Source organism: Serratia sp. NPDC078593 (assembly GCF_050268245.1).
Classification (GTDB): domain Bacteria; phylum Pseudomonadota; class Gammaproteobacteria; order Enterobacterales; family Enterobacteriaceae; genus JBNNGK01.
In genome coordinates this window covers 190007-211752 of record NZ_JBNNGK010000007.1, presented here as the reverse complement: position 1 = coordinate 211752, position 21746 = coordinate 190007, and the positions used below count along the sequence as shown (strand labels likewise).

The 21746-nt window shown below is 53.0% G+C and carries 20 protein-coding genes; 10 read left to right on the top strand and 10 right to left on the bottom strand.

The features are described 5' to 3' along the window. The first annotated feature begins 129 nt into the window (after positions 1–129). Positions 130–1029, top strand: coding sequence for a sulfotransferase domain-containing protein (locus ACQKDS_RS10605; RefSeq protein WP_399669282.1), 900 nt, complete (start codon positions 130–132; stop codon positions 1027–1029). Positions 1030–1085: 56 nt separating this feature from the next. Here the strand turns inward: ACQKDS_RS10605 and crr are convergent, their stop codons facing one another. From crr to cysZ, 5 genes are all read right to left on the bottom strand, one after another. After that, positions 1086–1595: a PTS glucose transporter subunit IIA gene (gene crr / locus ACQKDS_RS10600; protein ID WP_142014508.1), complete on the bottom strand. Its 510-nt coding sequence runs from the start codon at positions 1593–1595 to the stop codon at positions 1086–1088. A gap of 49 nt (positions 1596–1644) precedes the next feature. After that, a complete protein-coding gene (gene ptsI / locus ACQKDS_RS10595) occupies positions 1645–3372 on the bottom strand; it encodes a phosphoenolpyruvate-protein phosphotransferase PtsI (RefSeq protein WP_399669286.1) in 1728 nt (575 codons plus the stop codon). A 46-nt stretch (positions 3373–3418) separates the two neighbouring features. Beyond that, the gene (gene ptsH / locus ACQKDS_RS10590; protein WP_004960145.1) at positions 3419–3676 is read right to left on the bottom strand and encodes a phosphocarrier protein Hpr; all 258 of its coding nucleotides are present in this window, start codon (positions 3674–3676) and stop codon (positions 3419–3421) included. A 400-nt stretch (positions 3677–4076) separates the two neighbouring features. Then, on the bottom strand, positions 4077–5045 hold the full coding sequence (gene cysK, locus ACQKDS_RS10585) for a cysteine synthase A (protein ID WP_399669290.1): 969 nt from the start codon (positions 5043–5045) through the stop codon (positions 4077–4079). Between the two features lie 172 nt (positions 5046–5217). Then, positions 5218–5979 carry a sulfate transporter CysZ gene (cysZ, locus tag ACQKDS_RS10580; RefSeq protein ID WP_399669293.1) on the bottom strand — a complete coding sequence of 254 codons (762 nt, stop codon included), beginning with the start codon at positions 5977–5979 and terminating at the stop codon, positions 5218–5220. Positions 5980–6200: 221 nt separating this feature from the next. Here cysZ and zipA point away from each other — a divergent pair, with 221 nt between their 5' ends. From zipA to ACQKDS_RS10565, 3 genes are all read left to right on the top strand, one after another. Next, positions 6201–7196 (top strand): cell division protein ZipA, encoded by a 996-nt coding sequence (gene zipA, locus ACQKDS_RS10575; protein WP_399669295.1) that lies wholly within the window; start codon positions 6201–6203, stop codon positions 7194–7196. Positions 7197–7274: 78 nt separating this feature from the next. Then, positions 7275–9296: an NAD-dependent DNA ligase LigA gene (gene ligA, locus ACQKDS_RS10570; protein ID WP_399669298.1), complete on the top strand. Its 2022-nt coding sequence runs from the start codon at positions 7275–7277 to the stop codon at positions 9294–9296. After that, positions 9296–9511, top strand: a complete 216-nt coding sequence (locus ACQKDS_RS10565; RefSeq protein WP_399669301.1) for a DUF3820 family protein — start codon at positions 9296–9298, stop codon at positions 9509–9511. Before ligA ends, ACQKDS_RS10565 begins: the two co-directional genes overlap by 1 nt. A gap of 39 nt (positions 9512–9550) precedes the next feature. On the opposite strand, the gene ACQKDS_RS10560 is transcribed toward ACQKDS_RS10565, so the two are convergent. Then, entirely contained in the window at positions 9551–10537 is a 987-nt protein-coding gene (locus ACQKDS_RS10560) for a bile acid:sodium symporter family protein (RefSeq protein ID WP_399669304.1), read from the bottom strand. Positions 10538–10632: 95 nt separating this feature from the next. On the opposite strand from ACQKDS_RS10560, the gene ACQKDS_RS10555 reads away from it, so the two are divergent. Continuing rightward, on the top strand, positions 10633–11553 hold the full coding sequence (locus ACQKDS_RS10555; RefSeq protein WP_399669307.1) for a LysR family transcriptional regulator: 921 nt from the start codon (positions 10633–10635) through the stop codon (positions 11551–11553). On the opposite strand, the gene ACQKDS_RS10550 is transcribed toward ACQKDS_RS10555, so the two are convergent. Genes ACQKDS_RS10550 through ACQKDS_RS10540 form a run of 3 tightly spaced genes read right to left on the bottom strand, consistent with a single transcriptional unit; the run spans position 11554 to position 13555 of the window. Further along, a complete protein-coding gene (locus ACQKDS_RS10550) occupies positions 11554–12018 on the bottom strand; it encodes a FlxA-like family protein (protein WP_399669310.1) in 465 nt (154 codons plus the stop codon). A gap of 58 nt (positions 12019–12076) precedes the next feature. Then, the gene (locus ACQKDS_RS10545) at positions 12077–12625 is read right to left on the bottom strand and encodes a nucleotidyltransferase family protein (RefSeq protein ID WP_399669313.1); all 549 of its coding nucleotides are present in this window, start codon (positions 12623–12625) and stop codon (positions 12077–12079) included. A 39-nt stretch (positions 12626–12664) separates the two neighbouring features. Beyond that, entirely contained in the window at positions 12665–13555 is an 891-nt protein-coding gene (locus ACQKDS_RS10540; RefSeq protein WP_399669316.1) for a LysR family transcriptional regulator, read from the bottom strand. A 393-nt stretch (positions 13556–13948) separates the two neighbouring features. Between ACQKDS_RS10540 and budA the strand changes: the two genes are divergently transcribed. Continuing rightward, positions 13949–14728: an acetolactate decarboxylase gene (gene budA, locus ACQKDS_RS10535; protein WP_399669319.1), complete on the top strand. Its 780-nt coding sequence runs from the start codon at positions 13949–13951 to the stop codon at positions 14726–14728. Positions 14729–14790: 62 nt separating this feature from the next. Next, the gene (gene alsS / locus ACQKDS_RS10530) at positions 14791–16476 is read left to right on the top strand and encodes an acetolactate synthase AlsS (RefSeq protein ID WP_399669322.1); all 1686 of its coding nucleotides are present in this window, start codon (positions 14791–14793) and stop codon (positions 16474–16476) included. 944 nt (positions 16477–17420) lie between these two features. On the opposite strand, the gene ACQKDS_RS10525 is transcribed toward alsS, so the two are convergent. Then, complete coding sequence (locus tag ACQKDS_RS10525; protein ID WP_399669324.1) at positions 17421–19709, bottom strand: TonB-dependent siderophore receptor; 2289 nt, start codon at positions 19707–19709, stop codon at positions 17421–17423. Here ACQKDS_RS10525 and ACQKDS_RS10520 point away from each other — a divergent pair. The 3 genes from ACQKDS_RS10520 to ACQKDS_RS10510 all read left to right on the top strand — a co-directional run bounded on the left by ACQKDS_RS10520 (position 19699) and on the right by ACQKDS_RS10510 (position 21589). Then, positions 19699–19920 (top strand): hypothetical protein, encoded by a 222-nt coding sequence (locus ACQKDS_RS10520; protein ID WP_399669327.1) that lies wholly within the window; start codon positions 19699–19701, stop codon positions 19918–19920. The genes ACQKDS_RS10525 and ACQKDS_RS10520 overlap by 11 nt on opposite strands. A 102-nt stretch (positions 19921–20022) precedes the next feature. After that, positions 20023–21408: an enterochelin esterase gene (gene fes / locus ACQKDS_RS10515; RefSeq protein ID WP_399669330.1), complete on the top strand. Its 1386-nt coding sequence runs from the start codon at positions 20023–20025 to the stop codon at positions 21406–21408. Further along, positions 21383–21589, top strand: a complete 207-nt coding sequence (locus ACQKDS_RS10510) for an MbtH family protein (protein ID WP_399669333.1) — start codon at positions 21383–21385, stop codon at positions 21587–21589. Before fes ends, ACQKDS_RS10510 begins: the two co-directional genes overlap by 26 nt. Positions 21590–21746 lie beyond the last annotated feature (157 nt).

The window sequence follows — 21746 nt, the reverse complement described above, 5'->3', positions numbered from 1 at the left end:
GTCAGATTGCTATGCGCCTGTTAGGGCGCGGCTGGTAACAGAGCCTTATAGGCGCATATGAAAAACCTCCGGCTATGCCGGAGGATATTTATTTGGATTTCTATCTCATCACAGCGTGGCGGAGTCAACATGAACCCAACGATTTGGCCTGTTAAACGGCGCGAACAGCAGTGTTATCTTTCCGATTCAACGATTTGGAATGAGTTTGTTTTTCGTGATGATGACATCATCGTTGCCTCGTCACCTAAAGCGGGTACCACATGGACACAACAAATTGTCGCTCAACTGGTGTTTAATGGCGATGAAAACGTTGCGGTTGGCGATATTTCGCCTTGGCTGGATTTACGTTTTCCGAGCCGACAGATTCTGCTTGAGCGCTATGAGCAACAGCAACACCGGAGGATAATAAAAACGCACCTTCCGGTTGATGCATTGGTGTATTCGCCAAAGGCAAAATATATCTATGTGGCGCGTGACGGCCGTGATTGTGCCTGGAGTTGGCACCATCACGAAATGCACCTAACCAAAGAGTGTTATGAAATGCTGGATAATGCGCCAGGTCAGGTTGCCAAAGCGCCTCCTAGAGTGGCAGCAGATATCAGGCAATATTGGCAACAGTGGTTAAGCCAAGATGGGGCGGAGTTTTGGCAGAATATCAAAAGTTGGTGGGAAATTCGTCAGCTACCGAATTTGCTGCTGTTACATTTTAACGATCTTAAGCAAGATACGCCGGGTGCTATCAGACGAGTCGCTCATTTTTTAGATATTCCCATTCAAGATGAGCGCTGGCATGACATTGTGCAGCATTGCTCGTTTGACTGGATGAAACAGAACGGGGAAAAGGTGGCACCATTAAATGGCCGTTTGTGGCATGGCGGTGGGAATACTTTTATCAACAAAGGGGTTAATAACCGCTGGAGCGAAGTCTTATCAGCGCAGGATTGTGCAAACTATGAGCGGAAAGCACAGCAGGAGCTGGGTGAGGCGTGTGCGCATTGGTTGATTAACGGTGGTTGGCAAAGCGCTTAGGCAGTATCAATAATAAAAACGGCGCCTACTTGGCGCCGTTTTTAATGCATTCGCGATTACTTCTTGATGCGAATGATCGGTGTTTCACCCACGGTGACGCTACCGGACAGTTTGATCAGCTCTTTGATCTCATCCATGTTGGAGATAACTACCGGCGTCAGGGTAGACTTGGCTTTCTCTTCCAGCAATGCGAGATTGAACTCGATAACCACATCACCTTTCTTGACGCGTTGGCCTTCTTCAGCGATGCGTTTGAAGCCTTCGCCTTTCAGTTCAACGGTATCAATACCGAAGTGGACAAACAGCTCAATGCCGCTGTCTGATTCGATAGAGAAAGCATGGTTGGTTTCAAAGATTTTACCGATAGTGCCGTCAACCGGAGCAACCATTTTGTTACCCGCAGGTTTGATAGCAATACCATCACCCACGATCTTTTCAGCGAACACGACATCAGGTACGTCTTCGATATTGACGATTTCGCCAGAAAGTGGGGCGACGATCTCAATAGTGCCCGTGTCTTTCTTGTCATCAGAAACCAGAGATTTCAATTTATCGAACAAACCCATGATCTTCTCCTAAGCATTAAATTGGGCGGCCTTCCAGTGTCGTGGAAGTTTAGCAGAGTGTTTTCTCTTCGATGAACTTATTAACGCAGTTCATCAGGTCTTGTGCCGTTGGCTGTGCCAAGGCTTGCGCTGCCAACGCCTTCACATCTTCGAAATTGGTATTACGAATAATTTTCTTGATGCGCGGGATTGAAATCGCACTCATGCTGAACTCATCCAGCCCCATGCCCAATAACAACAGTGTAGCACGTTCATCGCCAGCCAGCTCGCCGCACATGCCGGTCCACTTGCCTTCCGCGTGAGATGCATCAATAACCTGTTTGATCAGGCCAAGTACTGATGGGGACATCGGGTTGTAGAGATGAGAAATCAGCTCGTTGCCGCGATCTACTGCCAGAGTATACTGGGTTAGATCGTTTGTCCCAATACTAAAGAAGTCGACTTCTTTTGCCAGATGGTGAGCGATCACTGCCGCAGCCGGTGTTTCCACCATCACGCCCACTTCAATTTTTTCGTCGAATGCCTTGCCTTCTTCGCGTAGCTGCGCTTTTAACGTCTCAAGCTCGCCTTTCAGATCGCGTACTTCTTCAACCGAAATAATCATCGGGAACATGATACGCAATTTACCGAAGGCAGAGGCGCGTAGGATAGCGCGCAGCTGAGCGTGCAGAATCTCACGGCGATCCATAGCGATACGGATAGCGCGCCAGCCGAGGAACGGGTTCTCTTCTTTCGGCAAGTTCATGTACGGCAGGTCTTTGTCGCCGCCGATGTCCATGGTGCGGACGATAACGGCTTGCGAGCCCATGGCTTCCGCAACGGCTTTATAAGCCTGGAACTGCTCGTCTTCGGTTGGCAGTGAGTCGCGGTCCATGAACAGGAATTCGGTACGATACAGGCCAACACCTTCTGCGCCATTGCGTTCTGCACCGGCGACATCGCGCACGGTACCGATGTTGGCACAGACTTCAACCTGATGACCGTCCAGCGTGATTGCAGGCAGATCTTTCAGCTTGGCCAGATCGTTTTTCTCAGTCACATACTGGTTTTGCGCCGCTTTCAGTTGATCAATAACGTCAGCGGTAGGGTTAACGTAGATTTTATTGTTAACCGCATCCAGAATCAGATAATCGTCGTTTTTGACCTGCTTGGTGACGTCGGAGGTGCCGACGATGGCAGGCAGCTCCAGCGAACGCGCCATAATAGAGGTGTGTGAGGTACGACCGCCGAGATCGGTGATGAAGCCCAGCACTTTATCCAAGTTCAACTGTGCGGTTTCAGACGGCGTCAAATCGCTGGCAACCAGAATTACCTCGTCTTGGATCGAACCCAAATCGACGATGGCAAGACCTAAAATATTTTGTAGCAGGCGTTTACCGATATCACGAACGTCAGCCGCACGCTCTTTCAGGTATTCGTCGTCCAGTTCTTCTAACGCTTTTGCCTGGCCTTCGATCACGGTATAGGCAGCAGCATCTGCTGATAACAGATCGTCTTTGATGAGGGCTATGATTTCCTGCTCAAGCTCTTCGTCTTCCAGCAGCATGATGTGGCCTTCGAAGATAGCTTCTTTCTCTTCACCGAAGGTTTCGCCAGCTTTGGTTTTGATCGTTTCCAATTGGGCAGACGCCTTGGCGCGGCCTTCAAGAAAACGTGAGACTTCCTGCTCTACAAGGTCTGCAGAGATTTTCTTCCGGTTGATGACAATTTCATCTTCTTTCAGTAGGAGAGCCTTACCAAAAGCGATACCCGGTGATACTAAAATGCCTGAAATCATAACCCTACCTTACTCTTGACTGGTGTTAACTAAAAAGACGGGCCGATTACTCAAGCTCTGCCATCAGTTTAACCAAGTGCTCAACGGCTTTCTGCTCGTCTTCACCTTCAGCAGAAATAGTTACTACGGTCCCTTGGGTCAGACCCAGAGTTTGCAGCTTAAACAGGCTCTTAGCGCTAGCGCTTTTGCCGTTGGAAGTCACGGTGATTTCAGACGCGAAGCCTTTGGCTTCTTTAACAAACTGAGCAGCAGGGCGAGTGTGCAGACCATTCGGAGCGGTAATAGTAACTTCTTGCTGGAACATTGATGTTTCCCCAACTTATTGGATTAATGTTGTGGAGCTAAAGTTTAGCCTACCGGCGACACTTTAGCTTATCTGGTTAGCGCCTGACTATGGTACAGGGGCGAGCGTTGATGCAACAGAAAACGACGTTTTAGCCCTTTCAGATCAAAAAAAATGGGCTAGTTGGTGTCGTTTCAATCAACCCCCATTATGCCGTGTTTTACGCCTCAGCGACAAATGAGTAAATCGATTCAGCTCAAACAAGGGCTAGGAGGTGATTAATTTCACGCATCGAAATAATTGACCGGTTAAATACTAAAGCCTGCGGAGAAAATCAATCATTCACAGGAAGAAACTTTGATCTAGCCCACAAAAAAGCACCCCGCAAGGTGCTTTTTTAGCTTTTTGTGCACTGTAGGGATCAGCTTTGCAGTTCTTGCTCTGTGAACAAATCTGCAAACAGTGCAGTACTCAAATAGCGTTCACCCGAGGACGGGAGAATAACCACAATTGTTTTATCCGTAAAGCCAGGTTCTTGCGACAATTTCACCGCGGCCTCTACTGCCGCACCGGATGAAATACCCGCCAGAATGCCTTCTTCATCCATCAGACGCCGTGCCATGTTAATCGCTTCATCGTTGGTGATCGGGATGACGCGGTCAATCAGATCCAGATCCAAGTTACCTGGAATAAAGCCAGCGCCGATACCTTGAATTTTATGGGGGCCGGGCTTTAGCTCTTCACCGGCCAATGCTTGGCTGATAACCGGGGAGTCAGCCGGTTCAACCGCCACGCTCAGAATCGCTTTCCCTTTGGTTTTCTTGATATAGCGGCTCACACCGGTGAGCGTTCCACCAGTACCGACGCCCGCAATAAACACGTCAACTTCGCCATCGGTATCTTCCCAGATTTCTGGGCCGGTGGTTTTTTCGTGGATATCCGGGTTCGCCGGATTGCTGAACTGTTGCAGAATAATGTAGCGATTGGGATCGCTGGCGACGATCTCTTCCGCTTTGGTGATGGCGCCTTTCATGCCTTTGGCACCTTCGGTCAGTACCAAATTAGCGCCAAGCGCTTTCAGCAACCTACGGCGTTCAATACTCATCGTTTCTGGCATGGTCAGCGTTAGCTTATAACCGCGTGCCGCGGCGACAAAGGCCAAGGCAATCCCCGTATTCCCGCTGGTGGGTTCAACCAGTTCTTTGCCTGCGGTGAGAATGCCACGTTTTTCTGCATCCCAAATCATATTGGCACCGATACGGCATTTGACGCTGAAGCTCGGGTTGCGTGATTCAACCTTGGCGAGAATACGTCCGTTGCCGATTCGGTTCAGACGAACCAGCGGCGTATGGCCGATTGTTAATGAGTTGTCTTCATATATCTTGCTCATAGCCCGTCCTTTAACTCTATGAAAATTTTGGGAACGTTGAAAGCATACGCTAACGGCTTCGGTAGGGAAGTAAAGAATTGGTATATCTATATGTTATTAGGAAATATGTTTTAAGCACAATAACAAGGGCGTACAAGCATGTACAAGCACGCCCTGTTGAGCAAAATGGCAATCAGCGCGGAACAAACTGGCCGCGATAACGATCGACCCACATGGCGGTGGCGCCGCACACCGCTACCGGCAGGATCACCAGGTTAAGGAGCGGAATCATCGTGAACAGACTGACCAGCGCGCCAAACTGTAAATTGTGGGTTTTATTCTGGCGCAGGGCGCGCCGCATATCGGCAAAACTGACCTTGTGGTTATCGAAGGGATAGTCACAATATTGAATGGCTAACATCCAAGCGCTAAAAAGGAACCACAGCACGGGAGCCACCGTCTGTCCGATGCCCGGTACGAAATACAACAGCAACAGCACTAGGGCGCGTGGCAGGTAATAGGTCAGCTTGCGCCATTCACGTGCCATAATTCGCGGCACATCTTTTACCATGCCGAAAATGCCGGTGTCCGGCAGCGATTTACCCGTCAGGCTGCCTTCGAGCTGCTCAGCCAAGAGTCCGCAAAACGGTGCCGCGATCAAATTCGTGATGGTGCTGAATAAATAGCCAGCCACCAGCACCACAGAAATTACCGTAATCGGCCATAAGATATAACTGAGCCACTGCAACCAGTCCGGAACATGTCCCATCATTTGCGGTATCCAGTCACCGAGTTTGCCAAAAAGCCACCAGAAAGCCGAACCCATCAAGATGATGTTGACCAGCAAGGGAAGTACCACATAACGTTTAATTCCTGGGCGTAAAATCAGCCGCCATCCTTCGGCAAAATAATGCACGCCGCTGGCGGATTGAGAAGATTGCTGCGAATAGGACATATCTTGATTTATCTCTTTGTCAGAACAGGCATCGGTATCATATCGGGATGGTTTTCTGCTGGCTAGTGTGCTGTTGGCTGAAAAAACAGCAAAAAAAGGCAGTATAATCATCTTTATTGGCATAAAGTACAGCACGGACTTGCACTTGTCTGCGCGGGCAAATAGAGTTAAAGAGTGAATGTTTGCCGCGGTGGCAATGTATTGGAACAACAGAGATAGCAATGATGCAGGATTTGCGTCTGATATTAATCGTTGTTGGCGCGATCGCCATAATAGCGTTGTTATTACATGGTCTTTGGACCAGTCGTAAAGAACGCTCTTCGCTTTTCCGCGATCGCCCAGCCAAACGTTCCAAAATGGAACGTGAATCAACCCCGATCGACGATCTCGATGACGGCATAGGGGAGGTGCGTGTACGCGCTTCCCATTCTGATGATGATCCGTCGCTGGGTCATCTCGATGCCGCTCGCGAAGAACCCGTGGTTGCGCCAAAGCCTGCACCTGTGGCTGAGCCGCAACCGCGAGCCGTGCAACCGGCCGCCCATCAGCCGCCGCCGCTGTCTCAGCGCCCGGACTACGATGACGTTCTGTTGGACAACTACGCGCAAGCGGAGGAAGACGAGCGCGAGCAGCCGCAGCCCGCAGCGCCGCGTCATGAGCCGCGCATTGACGATGTCTCGGCAGTGCCAGCGAGTGATGAACCTGCGTTTCAGCAACGGGATTCGGCTCCGCAAGCAGAATCGGAACCCAAGGTTGATGAACCTGTGCAACCGGCAACTGCTGAACCGGCTAAACCGAAAGAAACGGTACTGGTGCTGCACGTTGCGGCACATCAAGGCGGTATCATCGGTGGCGAGGTCTTGCTGCAAAGCGTATTGCAATCGGGCTTCCAGTTCGGTGAGATGGGTATTTTCCATCGTCACATCAGCCCGGCAGGCAGTGGCCCGGTACTCTTCAGCTTGGCGAACATGGTTAAGCCGGGGTCGTTCGATCCCGACTCGATGTCCGATTTCTCAACGCCGGGTGTGTCGATGTTCATGATGGTGCCCTCTTTCGGTGACGCGAATCAGAACTTTAAGCTAATGCTCCAATCGGCACAGCGTATTGCTGACGATGTCGGTGGCGTGGTGTTAGATGACGAGCGTCGCATGATGACACCGCAAAAGTTGGAAACCTATAAAGCCCGTATCCGCGACGTGTTGGACAACAACGCCTGACCGGTGCGCTGCGCAGGTAAATAATCAGTCTCTCAAGACCCCCACCTGTTGGGGGTTTTTTATCTTTGATGGTGAGCTATGGAACCGATCAACAAAAAAATCAATCAACTGCGAACCTCACTGCGCCATCACGAATATCAGTACCACGTGCTTGATGCGCCTGAAATTCCAGATGCGGAATATGACCGCCTGATGCGTGAGTTGCGCGATCTGGAAGAGGCGCACCCCGAGTTAATCACCGCCGATTCCCCAACCCAGCGGGTCGGCGCGGCACCGTTGACAGCATTCGAACAGGTGCGGCATGAAGTGCCGATGCTGTCGTTGGACAATGTGTTTGACGAAGACAGTTATCAGGCCTTTTATAAACGGGTACAGGATCGCTTAAAAAGCAGTGAGCCATTAACCTTTTGCTGCGAGCTGAAACTGGATGGGCTGGCGGTCAGTCTGCTGTATGAAGACGGTGAACTGGTGCGCGCGGCGACGCGCGGCGACGGCACGACCGGTGAGAACATCACGGCCAACGTGCGCACGATCCGTGCTATTCCACTGCGCCTCACCGGCGATAACATTCCGCGTCGTTTAGAGGTGCGCGGTGAAGTATTTATGCCGCAGGCCGGTTTTGAAAAAATGAACGAAGACGCGCGCCGTAAAGAGGGTAAGGTATTCGCCAACCCGCGTAATGCGGCGGCAGGTTCATTACGTCAACTTGATCCACGCATCACCGCCAAACGCCCGCTAACGTTCTTTTGCTATGGTGTCGGCCTACTGGAAGGCGGCGTGTTGCCACGCAGCCACTGGCAGCGATTGATGCAATTCAAGGCCTGGGGATTACCGGTTAGCGAGCGTGTTAAGCTCTGCACCGGCAGCGATGAGGTGTTGGCTTTTTACCGTCAGGTTGAACAAACGCGCGCGCAGCTCGGGTTTGATATCGACGGTGTGGTGGTGAAAATTGACGACATCGATCTACAAGAGCGCTTAGGATTTGTGGCGCGCGCGCCGCGCTGGGCGACCGCCTTCAAATTCCCAGCGCAGGAAGAAATCACCCTCGTGCGTGAAGTGGAGTTCCAGGTTGGCCGTACCGGCGCAATTACGCCGGTGGCGCGGCTTGAGCCGGTATTAGTGGCCGGCGTCACCGTCAGCAATGCCACCTTACATAACGCCGATGAAATCGAACGTCTTGGTCTGCGGATCGGTGATACGGTAATCGTACGCCGCGCGGGTGACGTTATTCCGCAAGTGGTGGGGGTGGTGGAAGATCGCCGCCCACAGGGTGCGCGGGAAGTGGTATTCCCACAGCATTGCCCGGTGTGCGGCTCAGACGTTGAACGTGTGGAAGGCGAAGCGGTAGCGCGCTGCACTGGTGGTTTGATCTGCGGTGCACAACGTAAAGAAGCACTGAAACACTTTGTCTCACGCCGTGCGATGGATGTCGATGGCATGGGCGACAAGATTATCGAGCAGCTGGTGGAAAAGGAGTATGTCAAAAACCCGGCAGACCTGTTCCGCTTGTCCGCCGGTATGCTGACCGGATTGGATCGCATGGGGCCGAAATCGGCGCAGAATCTGGTGAATGCGTTGGAGAAATCCAAGCAGACAACGTTCGCCCGTTTTCTGTATGCCTTAGGCATTCGTGAAGTGGGTGAGGCGACGGCGGCAAATTTGGCCGCGCACTTTGGTTCGTTGGCTGCACTGCGCACGGCAGACATAGAAGCCTTGAAAGAGGTGTCTGACGTTGGCGACGTGGTGGCGAAGCATGTGGTGAATTTCTTTGCGGAAGCGTTAAATCAACGGGTCATTGAAGAGTTGGTCAGCGATGAAATCGGTATTCAGTGGCCAGCGCCGGTGGTGGTGGTGGCAGATCAGATTGACAGCCCGTTTGCTGGCAAAACCGTGGTGCTGACCGGCTCGCTGAGCCAACTGTCACGCGATGAAGCTAAAGACCGTTTGACGGCGTTGGGGGCTAAGGTCAGTGGTAGTGTCTCGAAGAAAACCGATTTAGTGATCGCCGGCGAAGCCGCTGGATCGAAACTGGTGAAGGCACAATCGCTGGGTATTGAGGTAATAGACGAAGCGGAAATGATCCGTCTATTGGGTAACTGATGGAAAAAGAAAACCTGATTGAAATCGCCAATACGGTGATGCCATTTGGCAAATACCAAGGCCGCGTGTTGATTGATTTGCCGGAAGAGTACCTGTTGTGGTTCGCCCGGAAGGGCGAATTCCCCAACGGTAAGCTGGGGATGTTGATGGAAATGACGCTGGCGATAAAAATCGAGGGGTTGGACGCCCTGGTCAAACCGCTGAAACGCAGTTAGGTGCCGTGGGGCGGCCGTAAACCCTCACGGCAACCGGTATTACACCGCGTCCATATTTTCTGCGGGGCGTTGCGCTTGCTGTTGCTTCTGATAGCGGCGCGCCAGTACGGCGCACGCCATCAATTGCACTTGATGGAACACCATGAGCGGCAACACCATGATGCCCACCGTCGCTGCCGGGAATAAAATATTGGCCATCGGGATGCCGTTGGCCAGGCTCTTCTTGGAGCCGCAAAAGACAATCGTCACTTCATCTGCTTTATTAAAGCCCAACCGGCGCGCCATGAAGATATTCATCATCAACACTACCGCGAGCAGCAGCAGGCTGACGCCAATGATAAACGCCAGTGAGCCAACGCCCACCTGATGCCAAATGCCGTGCGTCACCGCTTCGCTGAATGCGCCGTATACCACCAGCAGAATCGAAGTCTGGTCAGTTTTGCCGATCAGCTTACGATGACGTTCGAGCCAGTTAGCAATCAGTGGGCGCGACAAATGCCCGGCAACGAACGGCACCAGCAGTTGCAGCACAATAGCACCGACCTGTTGCAAACTGCCGGTTTCACCCTGCACATTCAGCAGCAGACCCACCAAGAGTGGCGAAATGAAAATGCCCAATAAGCTGGAGGCCGACGCGCTGCATACCGCCGCGGCGACGTTGCCACCGGCTAATGAGGTAAAGGCGATGGCCGATTGCACGGTGGCGGGCAGAATACATAAATAGATAAAACCGTTATACAGCGCTGGGCTGACGTGAATGGGCGACCACCATTTGAACAGGACACCCAGGATCGGGAAAATGATGAACGTGCTGAACATCACCCACAGATGTAACCGCCAGTTACTGCTGCCAGCGAGGATTGCCGCACGCGACAGTTTGGCACCGTGCATGAAAAACAGCAGTGCGATGGCGGCGATGGTCAGGTTGTTCAGCCAGCCGACAAATTCACCCCGCGCAGGCAACAACGACGCCAACAACACGGTGGCCAGTAAAGTCAGGGTAAAACGGTCGGGTAAGAATCTCATCTCGATATACTCGCGCTAAAATCGTAGCGGGTATTCTCCCGCGATGGCATATAATAATAAAATTGATTTATTTAATTTATATATGAATAAAAAACATGAATTACTCGTTTAAACAGCTCACCGTATTTGTTGCCATCGCCCGTCACGGTAGTTTCAGCCGGGCAGGAGAGGCGATTGGCCTGACGCAATCGGCGGTCAGCCACAGCATCAAAGAGTTGGAAGCAGAGCTCGGCGTGCGTCTGTTGGATCGAACCACGCGCGAAGTGTTGCTGACCGACGCTGGGCAGCGGTTAGTTAATCGAGTTGAGCGGTTGTTAGACGAATTACACGCCGCATTGCTGGATGCACGCAGCTACGGCGTACAACGCAGCGGTACGGTGCGGGTTGCATCGAGCCAAACGATTTCGGCACACCTGATGCCCCAATGCATTGCCGCTGGTGAGCAACACTATCCAGAAATCCGTATTTTGTTGCGCGATCAGGCACAGCAATTGGTATTGCAAAGTATCCGTAATGCAGAGGTCGACTTTGGTATTGTGGTGGATCCGCTGCGAGCGGGAGATCTAGAGTGTGAACCGATTTTGCATGAGCCGTTTTTACTGCTGTGTCGCGACGACCATCCGTTTGCCGAGCTGCCATCGGTCGCGTGGTCGGCGTTGAACGGCTGCCGTTTAATCTTGCAGGATTACGCCTCCGGCAGCCGCCCCTTGATCGACAGTGCCATCCATCAGCAAGGGGTGGTTGCGGAAGTAGTGCAAGAAATTGGCCATCCGGCGACGTTGTTCCCGATGGTGGCGTCAGGCTTGGGCATCAGTATTTTTCCTGCCTTGGCATTACCCCTGCCGGAAGGCGGCACGTTACGGGTTAAACGGCTGGTGCCGGAAGTCAACCGGGCGCTGATGCTGGTGAGGCGCAAGAACCGCTCGCTGTCACCGGCGGCAGAAGCCATCTGGCAGGTGGTGCGCCAGCAGGCGGCGCTGTTACAACAGTTACGTCAACAACAGGCGCCGTATTAATCAGATATAGACATCAAGGGCGTTAAGCGGGGTTGGGCGATTGATGCCGTCACCGTTGGGCGAACGGCCTTGCGTAGTCTGGGCCATGTGCTCTTGTTGCTGTTTTTGCATTTCTTCTTTCTGAATGCGGGCGATTTCAGCCTGAAGCAGTTTAATTTGTGCTTGAATGAGTTGCTTTTGCTGATTGATTTGCTCGACATCGTCGCCAGAATTCTGCAACTCCACCAGTTTTTTCTGCAAGTTTTGAATCTGCTGTTGCAGTGCTTCGATCCGTGCCGCGGCGCTGTTGTTCTTTGGTGCCACCGGCTTATCGTTATCACTGCCGCTGGCTTTTTCCGCCTCAGGGTTAGTATTCACCGGCGCAGCCATGAGCAACGGGCTTTCTTTGCCCGGGGCGCTGAATACGTTACCTACCGCCGGCAAGCTGTGTTTCGGCGGTACCAGCATGGTGATGATATTCGACATACGACTCTCCCTGCGTTTGATTGCACTCACCGTATTATCGGCAACGCGCGGGCAACCTTTACCTATGCCGTATTTTCAGCCGCGGCCACTGTTGCAGCCAGCGTTTGCGGGTAACACGATGTTGAAAGGCAGCCACATCACCATTTTTGGCGTTGAAGGTGAGGGTTTGTGCGAACAATGCGTGTAAACCGAACGGGGCAATCAGTGAGAGGCTGTCATCGGCATTCAGGCGAACCCCGACGGCCGTTTCGACTTCGGGCCAAAAGCTGATGGCGTCTTCAGTATTGAGATACGGAGCCCGGCCTACTCGCAGATGCATGCGCGCCTGATTCTTCACTGACCACGGCAGTGGCAGCCATTGCTGTAACCGCGTTTCCAGCATGCGATCGCGCGCTGGGTGGGGCCGCGCGACATCGAAATGAATGACATCAATATCATTCAACGCTGTCGGCGCGTGGAAGTCATGCAACCGATCCCACACCAGGTTACGCACAAAGCCCGCCCCCAGACACCAATCGTTAAGGCCGAGGCGGCGTGCGGTGCGCAAGGCGGCCATGCGGTCGGCATCTTGCTGTAACCAGGTAAAAATGTGTTGCTGTGGGGTCATGACCGCACCTTGGATATGTAATTTGAGCACGAGACGCCGTTAGGGAGAAGTGACGTTTCCTCGCAATAGCGTTATCAACGCTGCTAACGGGGGTGAGATTTTTGCTACTGGCCGCAGCAGATAAATGCCTTGCTCCTCACCACGCGGATCATCCAGCAGCGGCAGCAAACGCCCGGCTTGAATATCGGGATCGACCACCCAGTTGGGCAAAAACGTAATGCCCATACCGCTGAGCGCCGCCTGCCGTTGGGCGGTGAAATCATCACATCGTAACACCACATCGCACCGATTGAGCAGTGACGCATCGAGAATTTGTGCCCAACAGGCGGGTTGTTGCTGATGAAAACGGGCAATCAGCCGGTGTCTTGGCAAATCACGCAGGTGAGCAGGGCGACCGGAGCGAGCGACGTAAGCCGGGCTGGCACACATTAGCCAGCGTTGAGTCGCGATAAGGCTGGCGTACAACGAACTGTCTTTTTGTTCACCAATGCGAATGGCGGCATCCAGTAATGCCTGTTTCGGATCGCATTGCTGTTCGGTGAGATCCAACTCAATGGCTAATTGGGGATAACGCTGTGTCAGTTCCGGTAACAGCGGCAGGATATAGGTTTTGCCAAAGGTGGGCAGACAACTGATACGCAATACGCCCTGCGGTTCGCTGCTCAGTGCGGCCAACTCAGCGCGAATTGCGAGAATATCAGCCTGCAATGCAGTGGCGCGCTTCTTTAACATTTTACCGGCGTCGGTCAGCATTAGCCCGCGAGTCGAGCGGATGAATAACGTGACGGCGAGCTGGTCTTCCAACGTATCGATATGGCGCACGAGTGAGGAAGGCACCATGCCAAGCTTACGGGCGGCGGCAGAAAAGCTGCCTTGCTGGGCGACCTCAAGGAATATCGGTAAGTGTTCGGCATAACGGGCTTCATTCATCTTTGCATTATATGCAAAAGCATTTCTTATGAATAGCGGGTTCTCAGCTCGCTAATAGACGGCTACGCTGGATAGCAGGGTTTCGATGCTGTCGTGAGCGTGTAACTGGCTGCATCGATGCAACATGTCTAGATGGCAAGCGGTTTAATCCTTTGAACTTGGCAAGTTTTTGATGATTTTTGCTTTGCCATCGGCATCAAAAAGACAGTTTTAATTGGCAGTAGTGTGATTTTAATTATTAGTAAGGCTAATTTATTGTTTCTTTTACTGCTGTTTCGGTTCTTGTGACCGATTTTTGTCGCCGTTAGCTGAATTATTTCAAGACGATACAGTGACGGTAACACGTTTAAACGTGCGGATGCGGTCAGTTCGCACAGGTGGGAGGAGTATTGCATGAGCCAGAATCACGGTTGTTCCTGCGCGCAGCATCTGGCGCAGGGTTTTACCCAGCAGTCAGTGAGTATGGGAGAGGGCGAAATATATCAAATATCGCTAATGAGCGCGCTAATTGGCGGGGTGTATGAGGGAGATGTCACCATTGCCGAACTGATGCGCCACGGTGATTTTGGCTTAGGGACATTTAATCAACTTGACGGTGAACTGATCGCCTTCGATAAGGAAATTTATCAGTTACGTGCCGATGGCAGCGCCCGCCCAGCGAGCCTGGCGCAAAAAACCCCGTTCGCAGTGGTGACCTTTTTTAAACCCAGCGTCACCCATTATTTCGATAAACCCATCGACAAAGCGCAATTACATCAATGTATTGATGAACAGGTAGCTTCCCCGAATTTGTTTTGCGCATTGCGCGTCGACGGCGAATTCAGCCATGTCGAAACGCGTACGGTGCCGCGTCAGGAGCGGCCATATAAACCCATGTTAGAAGCGATTGAAGCACAGCCGACCTTTGCTTTCCAGCAATCTCAAGGCACGTTGGTGGGCTTTCGCTCGCCTGATTATATGCAAGGCATCGGCGTGGCGGGCTATCACGAACACTTTGTCACCGATGATCGCAATGGTGGCGGCCATGTGCTGGATTACCAGCTTGATCATGGCCGGCTGCAATTTGGTGTCATCACCCGTCTCAATCTCCAATTGCCGCATGATGCAGATTTCTTGCGTACCAACCTTAGCCCTGAGGGATTGGATCGCGCTATTCGTTCAGCCGAGGGTTAAGTCAGTTTGCTGCGCCGGTAGCGGTTTTTACGGCAGTCGATTTTTATTTATGAGGTGGAACCATGAGTAAGTTGAATCGTGACGAAAATTGGTCATGTGGCGCCGATTTGGTGGTGAAAAATCTTGAGGCGCAGGGCGTTAAACATGTGTTTGGTATTCCGGGTGCCAAAATTGACCGCGTATTTGATTCGCTTGAGGATGCGCCGTCGATTCAAACTGTGGTGGTGCGCCATGAGGCTAATGCGGCATTTATGGCTGCGGCGGTGGGGCGTTTGACCGGCAAAGCCGGTGTCGCCTTGGTGACTTCCGGTCCGGGGAGTTCTAATCTGATTACCGGGGTAGCGACGGCTAACTCGGAGGGGGATGCGTTGGTTGCGATCGGTGGTGCAGTGAAACGAGCCGACAATCTGAAACAAACTCATCAAAGTATGGATACGGTGAGTATGTTCCGGCCGGTAACCAAATATTGTGCCGAAGTGCATGCCAGTTCAGCGATTTCTGAGGTGCTCGCCAATGCGTTTCGTAGCGCAGAGTTTGGCCGTCCCGGGGCTGCGTTTATCAGCTTACCGATGGATATTATCAACGACCCGGTCTGTGCACCCGTGCTGGCAGGGTGCCGGGTGCCGCGTATGGGGGCTGCGGCGGTAGAGGATATTCAGGAGGCGGTCAAACTAATTCAGCAGGCGACATGCCCGGTGATGCTGCTCGGTTTGCAAGCCAGTCGGCCGGAAAATAGCGAGGTGGTGCGGCAGTTCTTACAGCTTACCCGTATGCCGGTGGTCGGAACCTATCAGGCTGCTGGGGTGATAGATGTCAATCACTTCACGCGCTTTGCTGGCCGCGTCGGGCTGTTCAATAACCAACCGGCCGACCAATTGTTGCAGAAGGCCGATCTGGTGGTGAGCGTGGGTTATAGCCCGATTGAATACGATCCGTGCATGTGGAACAGCCAACGTCGTTTAAAATTGGTGCATATCGACGTATTACCCGCCGAAATTGACACCTGCTACCGGCCGGATATCGAGTTGGTGGGCAATATCAGCGCCACTTTCCGTACGATGCTCGAACATTTTTCTGGCAGGCTGCCTATTCCCACGGCGGTGGAAACTCTCTTGGCCGATCTAAGCCGCCAGCGAACTGAACTTGCGGAGCGTGCGGCACGCCGGGGCGGGATGCCCATTCATCCGCTGCGTATCGTGAAAGAGTTGCAGGATATTGTAAGCCAAGACGTGACGATGTGCGTTGATATGGGCAGTTTTCATATTTGGATTGCACGCTATTTGTACAGCTTCCGTGCGCGGCAAATGTTGATCTCCAACGGTCAGCAAACCATGGGTGTTGCATTGCCGTGGGCAATTGGCGCGGCATTGGTGCGACCGGGGGATAAAGTGCTGTCGATTTCTGGCGACGGTGGTTTTATGCAATCCAGTATGGAACTCGAAACGGCGGTAAGGCTGAAAACCAACATTGTGCACGTTATTTGGGTTGATAACGCCTACAACATGGTAGAAATGCAGGAGCTGAATAAATATCAACGCAAATCCGGTGTGGAGTTTGGCCCGATTGATTTCAAAACTTATGCTGAATCATGCGGTGCCGTTGGATTCGCGGTGCAATCGGTAGAGGACCTACGGCCGATGCTGCGTAAGGCTATGGCGATTCAGGGGCCGGTGGTCGTGGCGATCCCTGTGGATTACTCTGATAACCATAAGCTGATGGAGCAGATGAACCTGAGCCAGATGATTTAACCGCAGTGATGTGCGTGACGTGCCACGCCCTACGATAAACCCGCGCTGTGTTCACGTAGCCCAACCGATATAACATTCACCGTAGTGGCCGGGCATGCCCGGCCTGCATTGCTACATTTTGCCTTGGGGCATTGTCAGGGCCGTAGGCGCGGCCCCGACACCCGCGCCCCGCTTAACATGGCCTGCCGGCTTTGCCGGTTCCCTTACTGCGTCACCGTCGTCGGGCGGGTCGCCTACGACTGGCGTCCCTGCCAGTCTCGGCTCAATCGGCCGTCCATAGCCGATTGCCCCTGACGCCGCTGCCTTGCTCGGCAGTCCATGATGCGCTCAAGGTCAAACTCCGAACCAGATTAGCGACGGTTTAAAAATAATATGGCCAGATAATTTATACTGTTAGCGCGTTACGTAATCGTAGTGGCCGGGCATGCCCGGCCAGCATTGCGTATTCAGCATCCGTAACAACGGACGCGGCATGCCACGCCCCTACGGTAAAACCGCACCGAGTTCATGCAGTCCAGCGGCTATAACATTCACCGTAGTGGCCGGGCATGCCCGGCCTGCATTGCGTATTCAGCATCAGTAACAACGGGCGCGGCATGCCACGCCCCTACGGTAAACTCTCGCTGTGTTCACGCAGCCCAGCGGCTATCACATTCACCGTAGTGGCCGGGCATGCCCGGCCTGCATTGCGTATTCAGCATCAGTAACAACGGGCGTGGCATGCCACGCCCCTACGGGTAACAACATACCCCGCAGCACAATCCCATCCGGTATCAAATTCACCGTAGTGGCCGGGCATGCCCGGCCTGTATTTCATATTCAGCATCAAGCAATCAACCGGGCTTGGCGGGCGGTCACGACGAGGGCAGTAGGTGGCGGCGCTGTTATAAGGAAAAGCCGAGCGGGGTATCCGCTCGGCTTTTATCATTAAGCGGACTTAATGATCAGAAGTGGGTATTCACGCTCAGATAATAGGTACGGCCCGGTTCGTTATAGGTGGCGGCACCGGCACCGGCGATATTGATTGTACCGGTGGTTGGATTACCCACGTTTTGCGAGTTGCCGGCACGGAACTGTCGCTTATCGAACAGGTTATCTATCCCGGTTGTCAGGCTGATGTTTTTGCTGACGTCATAGGTTGCGCTGAGGCCGACGATGGCATAAGGGCTGACTTCACGTCTTTCAGTACCGCTGGTCGGCTCCCCTTTGTAGTTATACTTCTTCGGCTTCTGGCGGCCGTACCAAGTGAGAGTACTTTGCACGGAGAGATCCTGCGTCGCCTGCCAACCTAACGTAGAGTTGAGCGTAAACTTAGGGATGATCGACAGATAATCACCGGTAGTTTTATTCTTGTTTTCGATCATATAGGTAACGTTGTTGGTCCAGGAAACCGTTTCGCTAACCGGTACGTTCAGCGAGCCTTCCAACCCCTGAACGACCGCTTTTGGCACGTTTTCCCAGCGATAAATATCGGTTTTGCCATTGCTGGTTTGGCCGACTGGTGAGCTACCCGCCTCGATTTTATTGCGGTAATCATTGCGGAAGTAAGTCACACCGGCTAGCCAGCCGTCGTTGTGGAACTCCAGACCGATTTCTTTATTGATGCTGTTTTCTGCTTTGAGATCGTTGTTACCGATCAGGTAACAGCCGATGCCTGACGCGCTGTTAGCGCAACCTTGACCGCGGCTGTACAGAATATAATTGTTGTTGGTCTGGAACAGGTTCGGCGCTTTATAGGCGCTGGCGATGCCCATTTTCAGGGTAAAGTTATCGCCCAGTTCTTGCGACAAATTCAACGACGGGCTCCAATTGTTGCCTGCCTTGGAGTGCAAGTCGTAACGCAGGCCTGGTGTCAGCATGGTGCTATCGGTGAGTTCAATATTGTCTTCGGCAAACAGTGAGAAGATATGGGCTGACGAATAGGGGTTACGTGTACCGCTATCAATACCAGGGACAGTGCCGCCGCTTAATGCCTGACTGGTGGAGGAGGCATCTTTCATTTGCTGTTGGTTCCACTCGGTGCCGAGGGTCGCGGTCTGCGGCACCCACAGATCGAACGGTACGCTGATTTCACTGTGCGCCAGGAAATCATCCAACTTGGTGGTGCCGAAGTCGTTATTGGAGAAGATGCCTTCGGTACCGCCGGCCAAACCCTCATTCAGGCGGGTGTTGCGCGTACGTTCAAACTGGATGTAATTGTTGGTACTGACGCCACTGTCCCATGCACCGCGATGTTCAACGCTGTAAGTTTCGCGGTACATGCGGTTGGTTTCTTTGCCGTAGTTACTTTGCACTAACGCATTGCTGTTGGTGTTCTGGGTATCACCGGCGTACAGATTGCCTTGGCGGCCGTAGCTGTATTCAAATTCCAGTGATTGCAAATAGGCAAAATCCCAGTGCAGCATGGCGTCGATATTTTTATCGACGACGCCTTCACGCCCGGCAGGCAGACTGTCTGCGTAGTTGCCGAAGCGCTGTGACTGGTGCCCTTGGTTGATATCCCAGGCATCGGCCTGCGTCTTACTGTAGCCACCGAACAAGCGGAAACTCAGGGTGTCGGTCAACGGGCCGGTGAGGCTAAAGTCGGTACGTTTGGTTGAACCTTCCTGTTTATGCTCCGGTACGTTGAAATAGGTATTCAAGGAGCCGTGCAGCTCTTTGGACTGTTTCTTGGTGATGATATTGACCACGCCACCTGCGGCACCGTTGCCATAACGCGCCGCCGCCGGGCCTCGCAGCACTTCAATACGTTCGATCATTTCTGGCGGCACCCAGGCGCTATCGCCACGGGTGTCACGCTCACCTCGCCAGCCTTGGCGTACTGAATTGCGGCTGGTTGCTGGTTTACCATCGATCAGGATTAAGGTGTTTTCCGGGCCCATACCGCGGATGTCGAGCTGGCGGTTGTTGCCGCGCTGGCCGCTGGTCGAGTTCCCGGTTAGGTTAACGCCCGGCATGGTGCGGATAAGTTCATTGATGTCGCGCGCCGGTGGACGTTTCTTGATTTCATCAGCGGTGATGGTGGAAACGCCGGGGGCCTGCAGATTTTGCTTGGCGGCGGTGACCAGAATGGTGTCTTCGGTTGCGCGCTCTTTTTTCTTATTGCCGGTTGCGGCAGTGTTTTCTGTCTCTGAGGTCGATTCAGTTTGCTGTGCGGCATGCGCAATTGCGGATACGCCTAATCCTAATCCGATGACGGTGGCTAAGGAATAACGAGATAACTTGCGAGTCATTTTTAATTTCCTACCGAGTTGCCATCCCCCTCAGCCATCGCTGGAGCCGGCAGGGGTGGCCGGTTGTCGTTTTTATATCGTCTGTGGTGTGGATCTGACGACGCCGGAGACGCTGCCAGCCGCCGATCCCAGTTCAATGTTGGTATCCGTCCCTGTTGAAGAATACCGGCGCTCTTTACGCGCCTTTACACACTATTGCAAATGCAAATAATTATCAATAGTATTCATTATATCGTTTGTGTATGCGCAAAAATGACAGCGATTTTCTGCTGTCACGGTGCATGCTGTGCCAACTACCAAGTGAGTGGGTGTTTTGAAAACTGAACAGCAGTCAGAAAGCAATAAGTTATTAACAAGCAAGCACGCGGGGAGTCATGGCTGGTGGCTAGAGATTGCACGGCGCGGTACGCCATTGGTCGAACCGACGAAGGATGGCCGGCACAAGGTCATGTTTCTCTGGCGCGATCCGCAAGGATGTGAACTGACCTCTGCCTATCAACGCGTTTGGATCAATATTAATTGCCTGACTGACCATCATCAGCCGAATCTGCCGCAGAGTCTGCAACGTCTAAGCGGTAGCGATGTGTGGTATTGGCAAACCGAATTGAACGCCGATTGGCGCGGCAGCTACTGCTTTATTCCCTGTCTGGACAACAGTCCATTGACCATTGAGAGTGACGATCCACACGCCACCTTGCACACAGTGCGCCACTGGTGGCACCGGATATTTGCCTTTGCTACTCACGATTTGCTGAATCCTTATCGTTCGTGGTTAACCGCTGGCGGTTATGTTGTTTCGGGTTTGCATATGCCAGAAGCGCCGTCCCAGCCAGCTTGGCGCGATTTCGATAACTACGCGGTGTCCAGCGCTCGTTGCATTCCGGCGCCTCCGGCACGATTACAGCGTCACACCTGGCATAGTCAACGCCTCGGCAACAGCCGCAATGTGTGGGTTTACAGCACTGGCGACAGCAACCCGGCGCAACGTCCGCTGGCGATACTGCTCGACGGCCAATTCTGGGCGCAACAGATGCCAGTTTGGGATCCGCTGATGAAACTGACGCAGCAAGGTCAATTACCGGAGGCCGTGTATGTCTTGATCGACATTATTGATTTCAAACACCGCACGCATGAGCTGAGTTGCAACCCAGAATTCTGGCTGGCGGTGCAAGAAGAACTAATGCCGCAACTGGCTGAATGGGCACCGCATAGCCGCGATCCGGCGAGCACGGTGGTTGCGGGGCAAAGCTTCGGCGGCCTGTCATCCTTGTATGCCGGGCTGAACTGGCCTCAGCGTTTTGGTGCGGTCATTAGCCAATCGGGCTCTTACTGGTGGCCTCGACGTGACATGTTGCAATGGCCTGCGCCGCCAGAAGATGCTTGCTGGTTGATTCGTCAGGTGGAAAACGGCCTGGGCAACCACGGTGCCTTGAACGTCTTTATGGAGGCGGGAAAGCATGAGCATTTAGTACATCAGGTTAGCGATCGTATGGCGCAACGGCTCAGCGATGCGGGGCATCGGGTGAACTACCGCACGGTCGAAGGAGGGCATGATGCACTTTGTTGGCGCGGCGGTCTGCTGGAAGGCTTGCAGGCGCATTGGCGTGGCCCATTTGTTACCGGCCATCAGGCCATTCCACTCTCTACCTCTCGTTTGACGCAAGGAGCCCGTGATGGAAACCCTGAACCCGTTCGATGATCCGCAACAACGTTGCCTGATCCTGCGTAACGATCAACAACAATACAGCCTGTGGCCAGATTTCAGCGCAGTGCCGCCCGGTTGGGTCACGGTGTTTGGTCCTGCGGAACGCGCGCAATGCGTAAGCTGGCTGGAAGAAAACTGGCAGGACATGCGGCCCGCATCACAGCGTCAGGCATGATGGCGCGTTGCTCATGCCCCCCTGTTGGCAACCTGCGCAGACGGACTGCCGGCTGCCAGATAAGGTGTGTCGGTGCTGCTTTGATGTCACTCGAATTATTTAGGGTATACCAACAATAGGAATCAGAACTGTGTCAGAAACGTCAATATTACCGGCC

Coding starts and splice junctions, on each gene's coding strand:
- ACQKDS_RS10605 (WP_399669282.1), top strand. CDS start 130: ATGAACCCAACGATTTGGCCTGTTAAACGGCGCGAACAGCAGTGTTAT.
- crr (WP_142014508.1), bottom strand. CDS start 1,595: ATGGGTTTGTTCGATAAATTGAAATCTCTGGTTTCTGATGACAAGAAA.
- ptsI (WP_399669286.1), bottom strand. CDS start 3,372: ATGATTTCAGGCATTTTAGTATCACCGGGTATCGCTTTTGGTAAGGCT.
- ptsH (WP_004960145.1), bottom strand. CDS start 3,676: ATGTTCCAGCAAGAAGTTACTATTACCGCTCCGAATGGTCTGCACACT.
- cysK (WP_399669290.1), bottom strand. CDS start 5,045: ATGAGCAAGATATATGAAGACAACTCATTAACAATCGGCCATACGCCG.
- cysZ (WP_399669293.1), bottom strand. CDS start 5,979: ATGTCCTATTCGCAGCAATCTTCTCAATCCGCCAGCGGCGTGCATTAT.
- zipA (WP_399669295.1), top strand. CDS start 6,201: ATGATGCAGGATTTGCGTCTGATATTAATCGTTGTTGGCGCGATCGCC.
- ligA (WP_399669298.1), top strand. CDS start 7,275: ATGGAACCGATCAACAAAAAAATCAATCAACTGCGAACCTCACTGCGC.
- ACQKDS_RS10565 (WP_399669301.1), top strand. CDS start 9,296: ATGGAAAAAGAAAACCTGATTGAAATCGCCAATACGGTGATGCCATTT.
- ACQKDS_RS10560 (WP_399669304.1), bottom strand. CDS start 10,537: ATGAGATTCTTACCCGACCGTTTTACCCTGACTTTACTGGCCACCGTG.
- ACQKDS_RS10555 (WP_399669307.1), top strand. CDS start 10,633: ATGAATTACTCGTTTAAACAGCTCACCGTATTTGTTGCCATCGCCCGT.
- ACQKDS_RS10550 (WP_399669310.1), bottom strand. CDS start 12,018: ATGTCGAATATCATCACCATGCTGGTACCGCCGAAACACAGCTTGCCG.
- ACQKDS_RS10545 (WP_399669313.1), bottom strand. CDS start 12,625: ATGACCCCACAGCAACACATTTTTACCTGGTTACAGCAAGATGCCGAC.
- ACQKDS_RS10540 (WP_399669316.1), bottom strand. CDS start 13,555: ATGAATGAAGCCCGTTATGCCGAACACTTACCGATATTCCTTGAGGTC.
- budA (WP_399669319.1), top strand. CDS start 13,949: ATGAGCCAGAATCACGGTTGTTCCTGCGCGCAGCATCTGGCGCAGGGT.
- alsS (WP_399669322.1), top strand. CDS start 14,791: ATGAGTAAGTTGAATCGTGACGAAAATTGGTCATGTGGCGCCGATTTG.
- ACQKDS_RS10525 (WP_399669324.1), bottom strand. CDS start 19,709: ATGACTCGCAAGTTATCTCGTTATTCCTTAGCCACCGTCATCGGATTA.
- ACQKDS_RS10510 (WP_399669333.1), top strand. CDS start 21,383: ATGGAAACCCTGAACCCGTTCGATGATCCGCAACAACGTTGCCTGATC.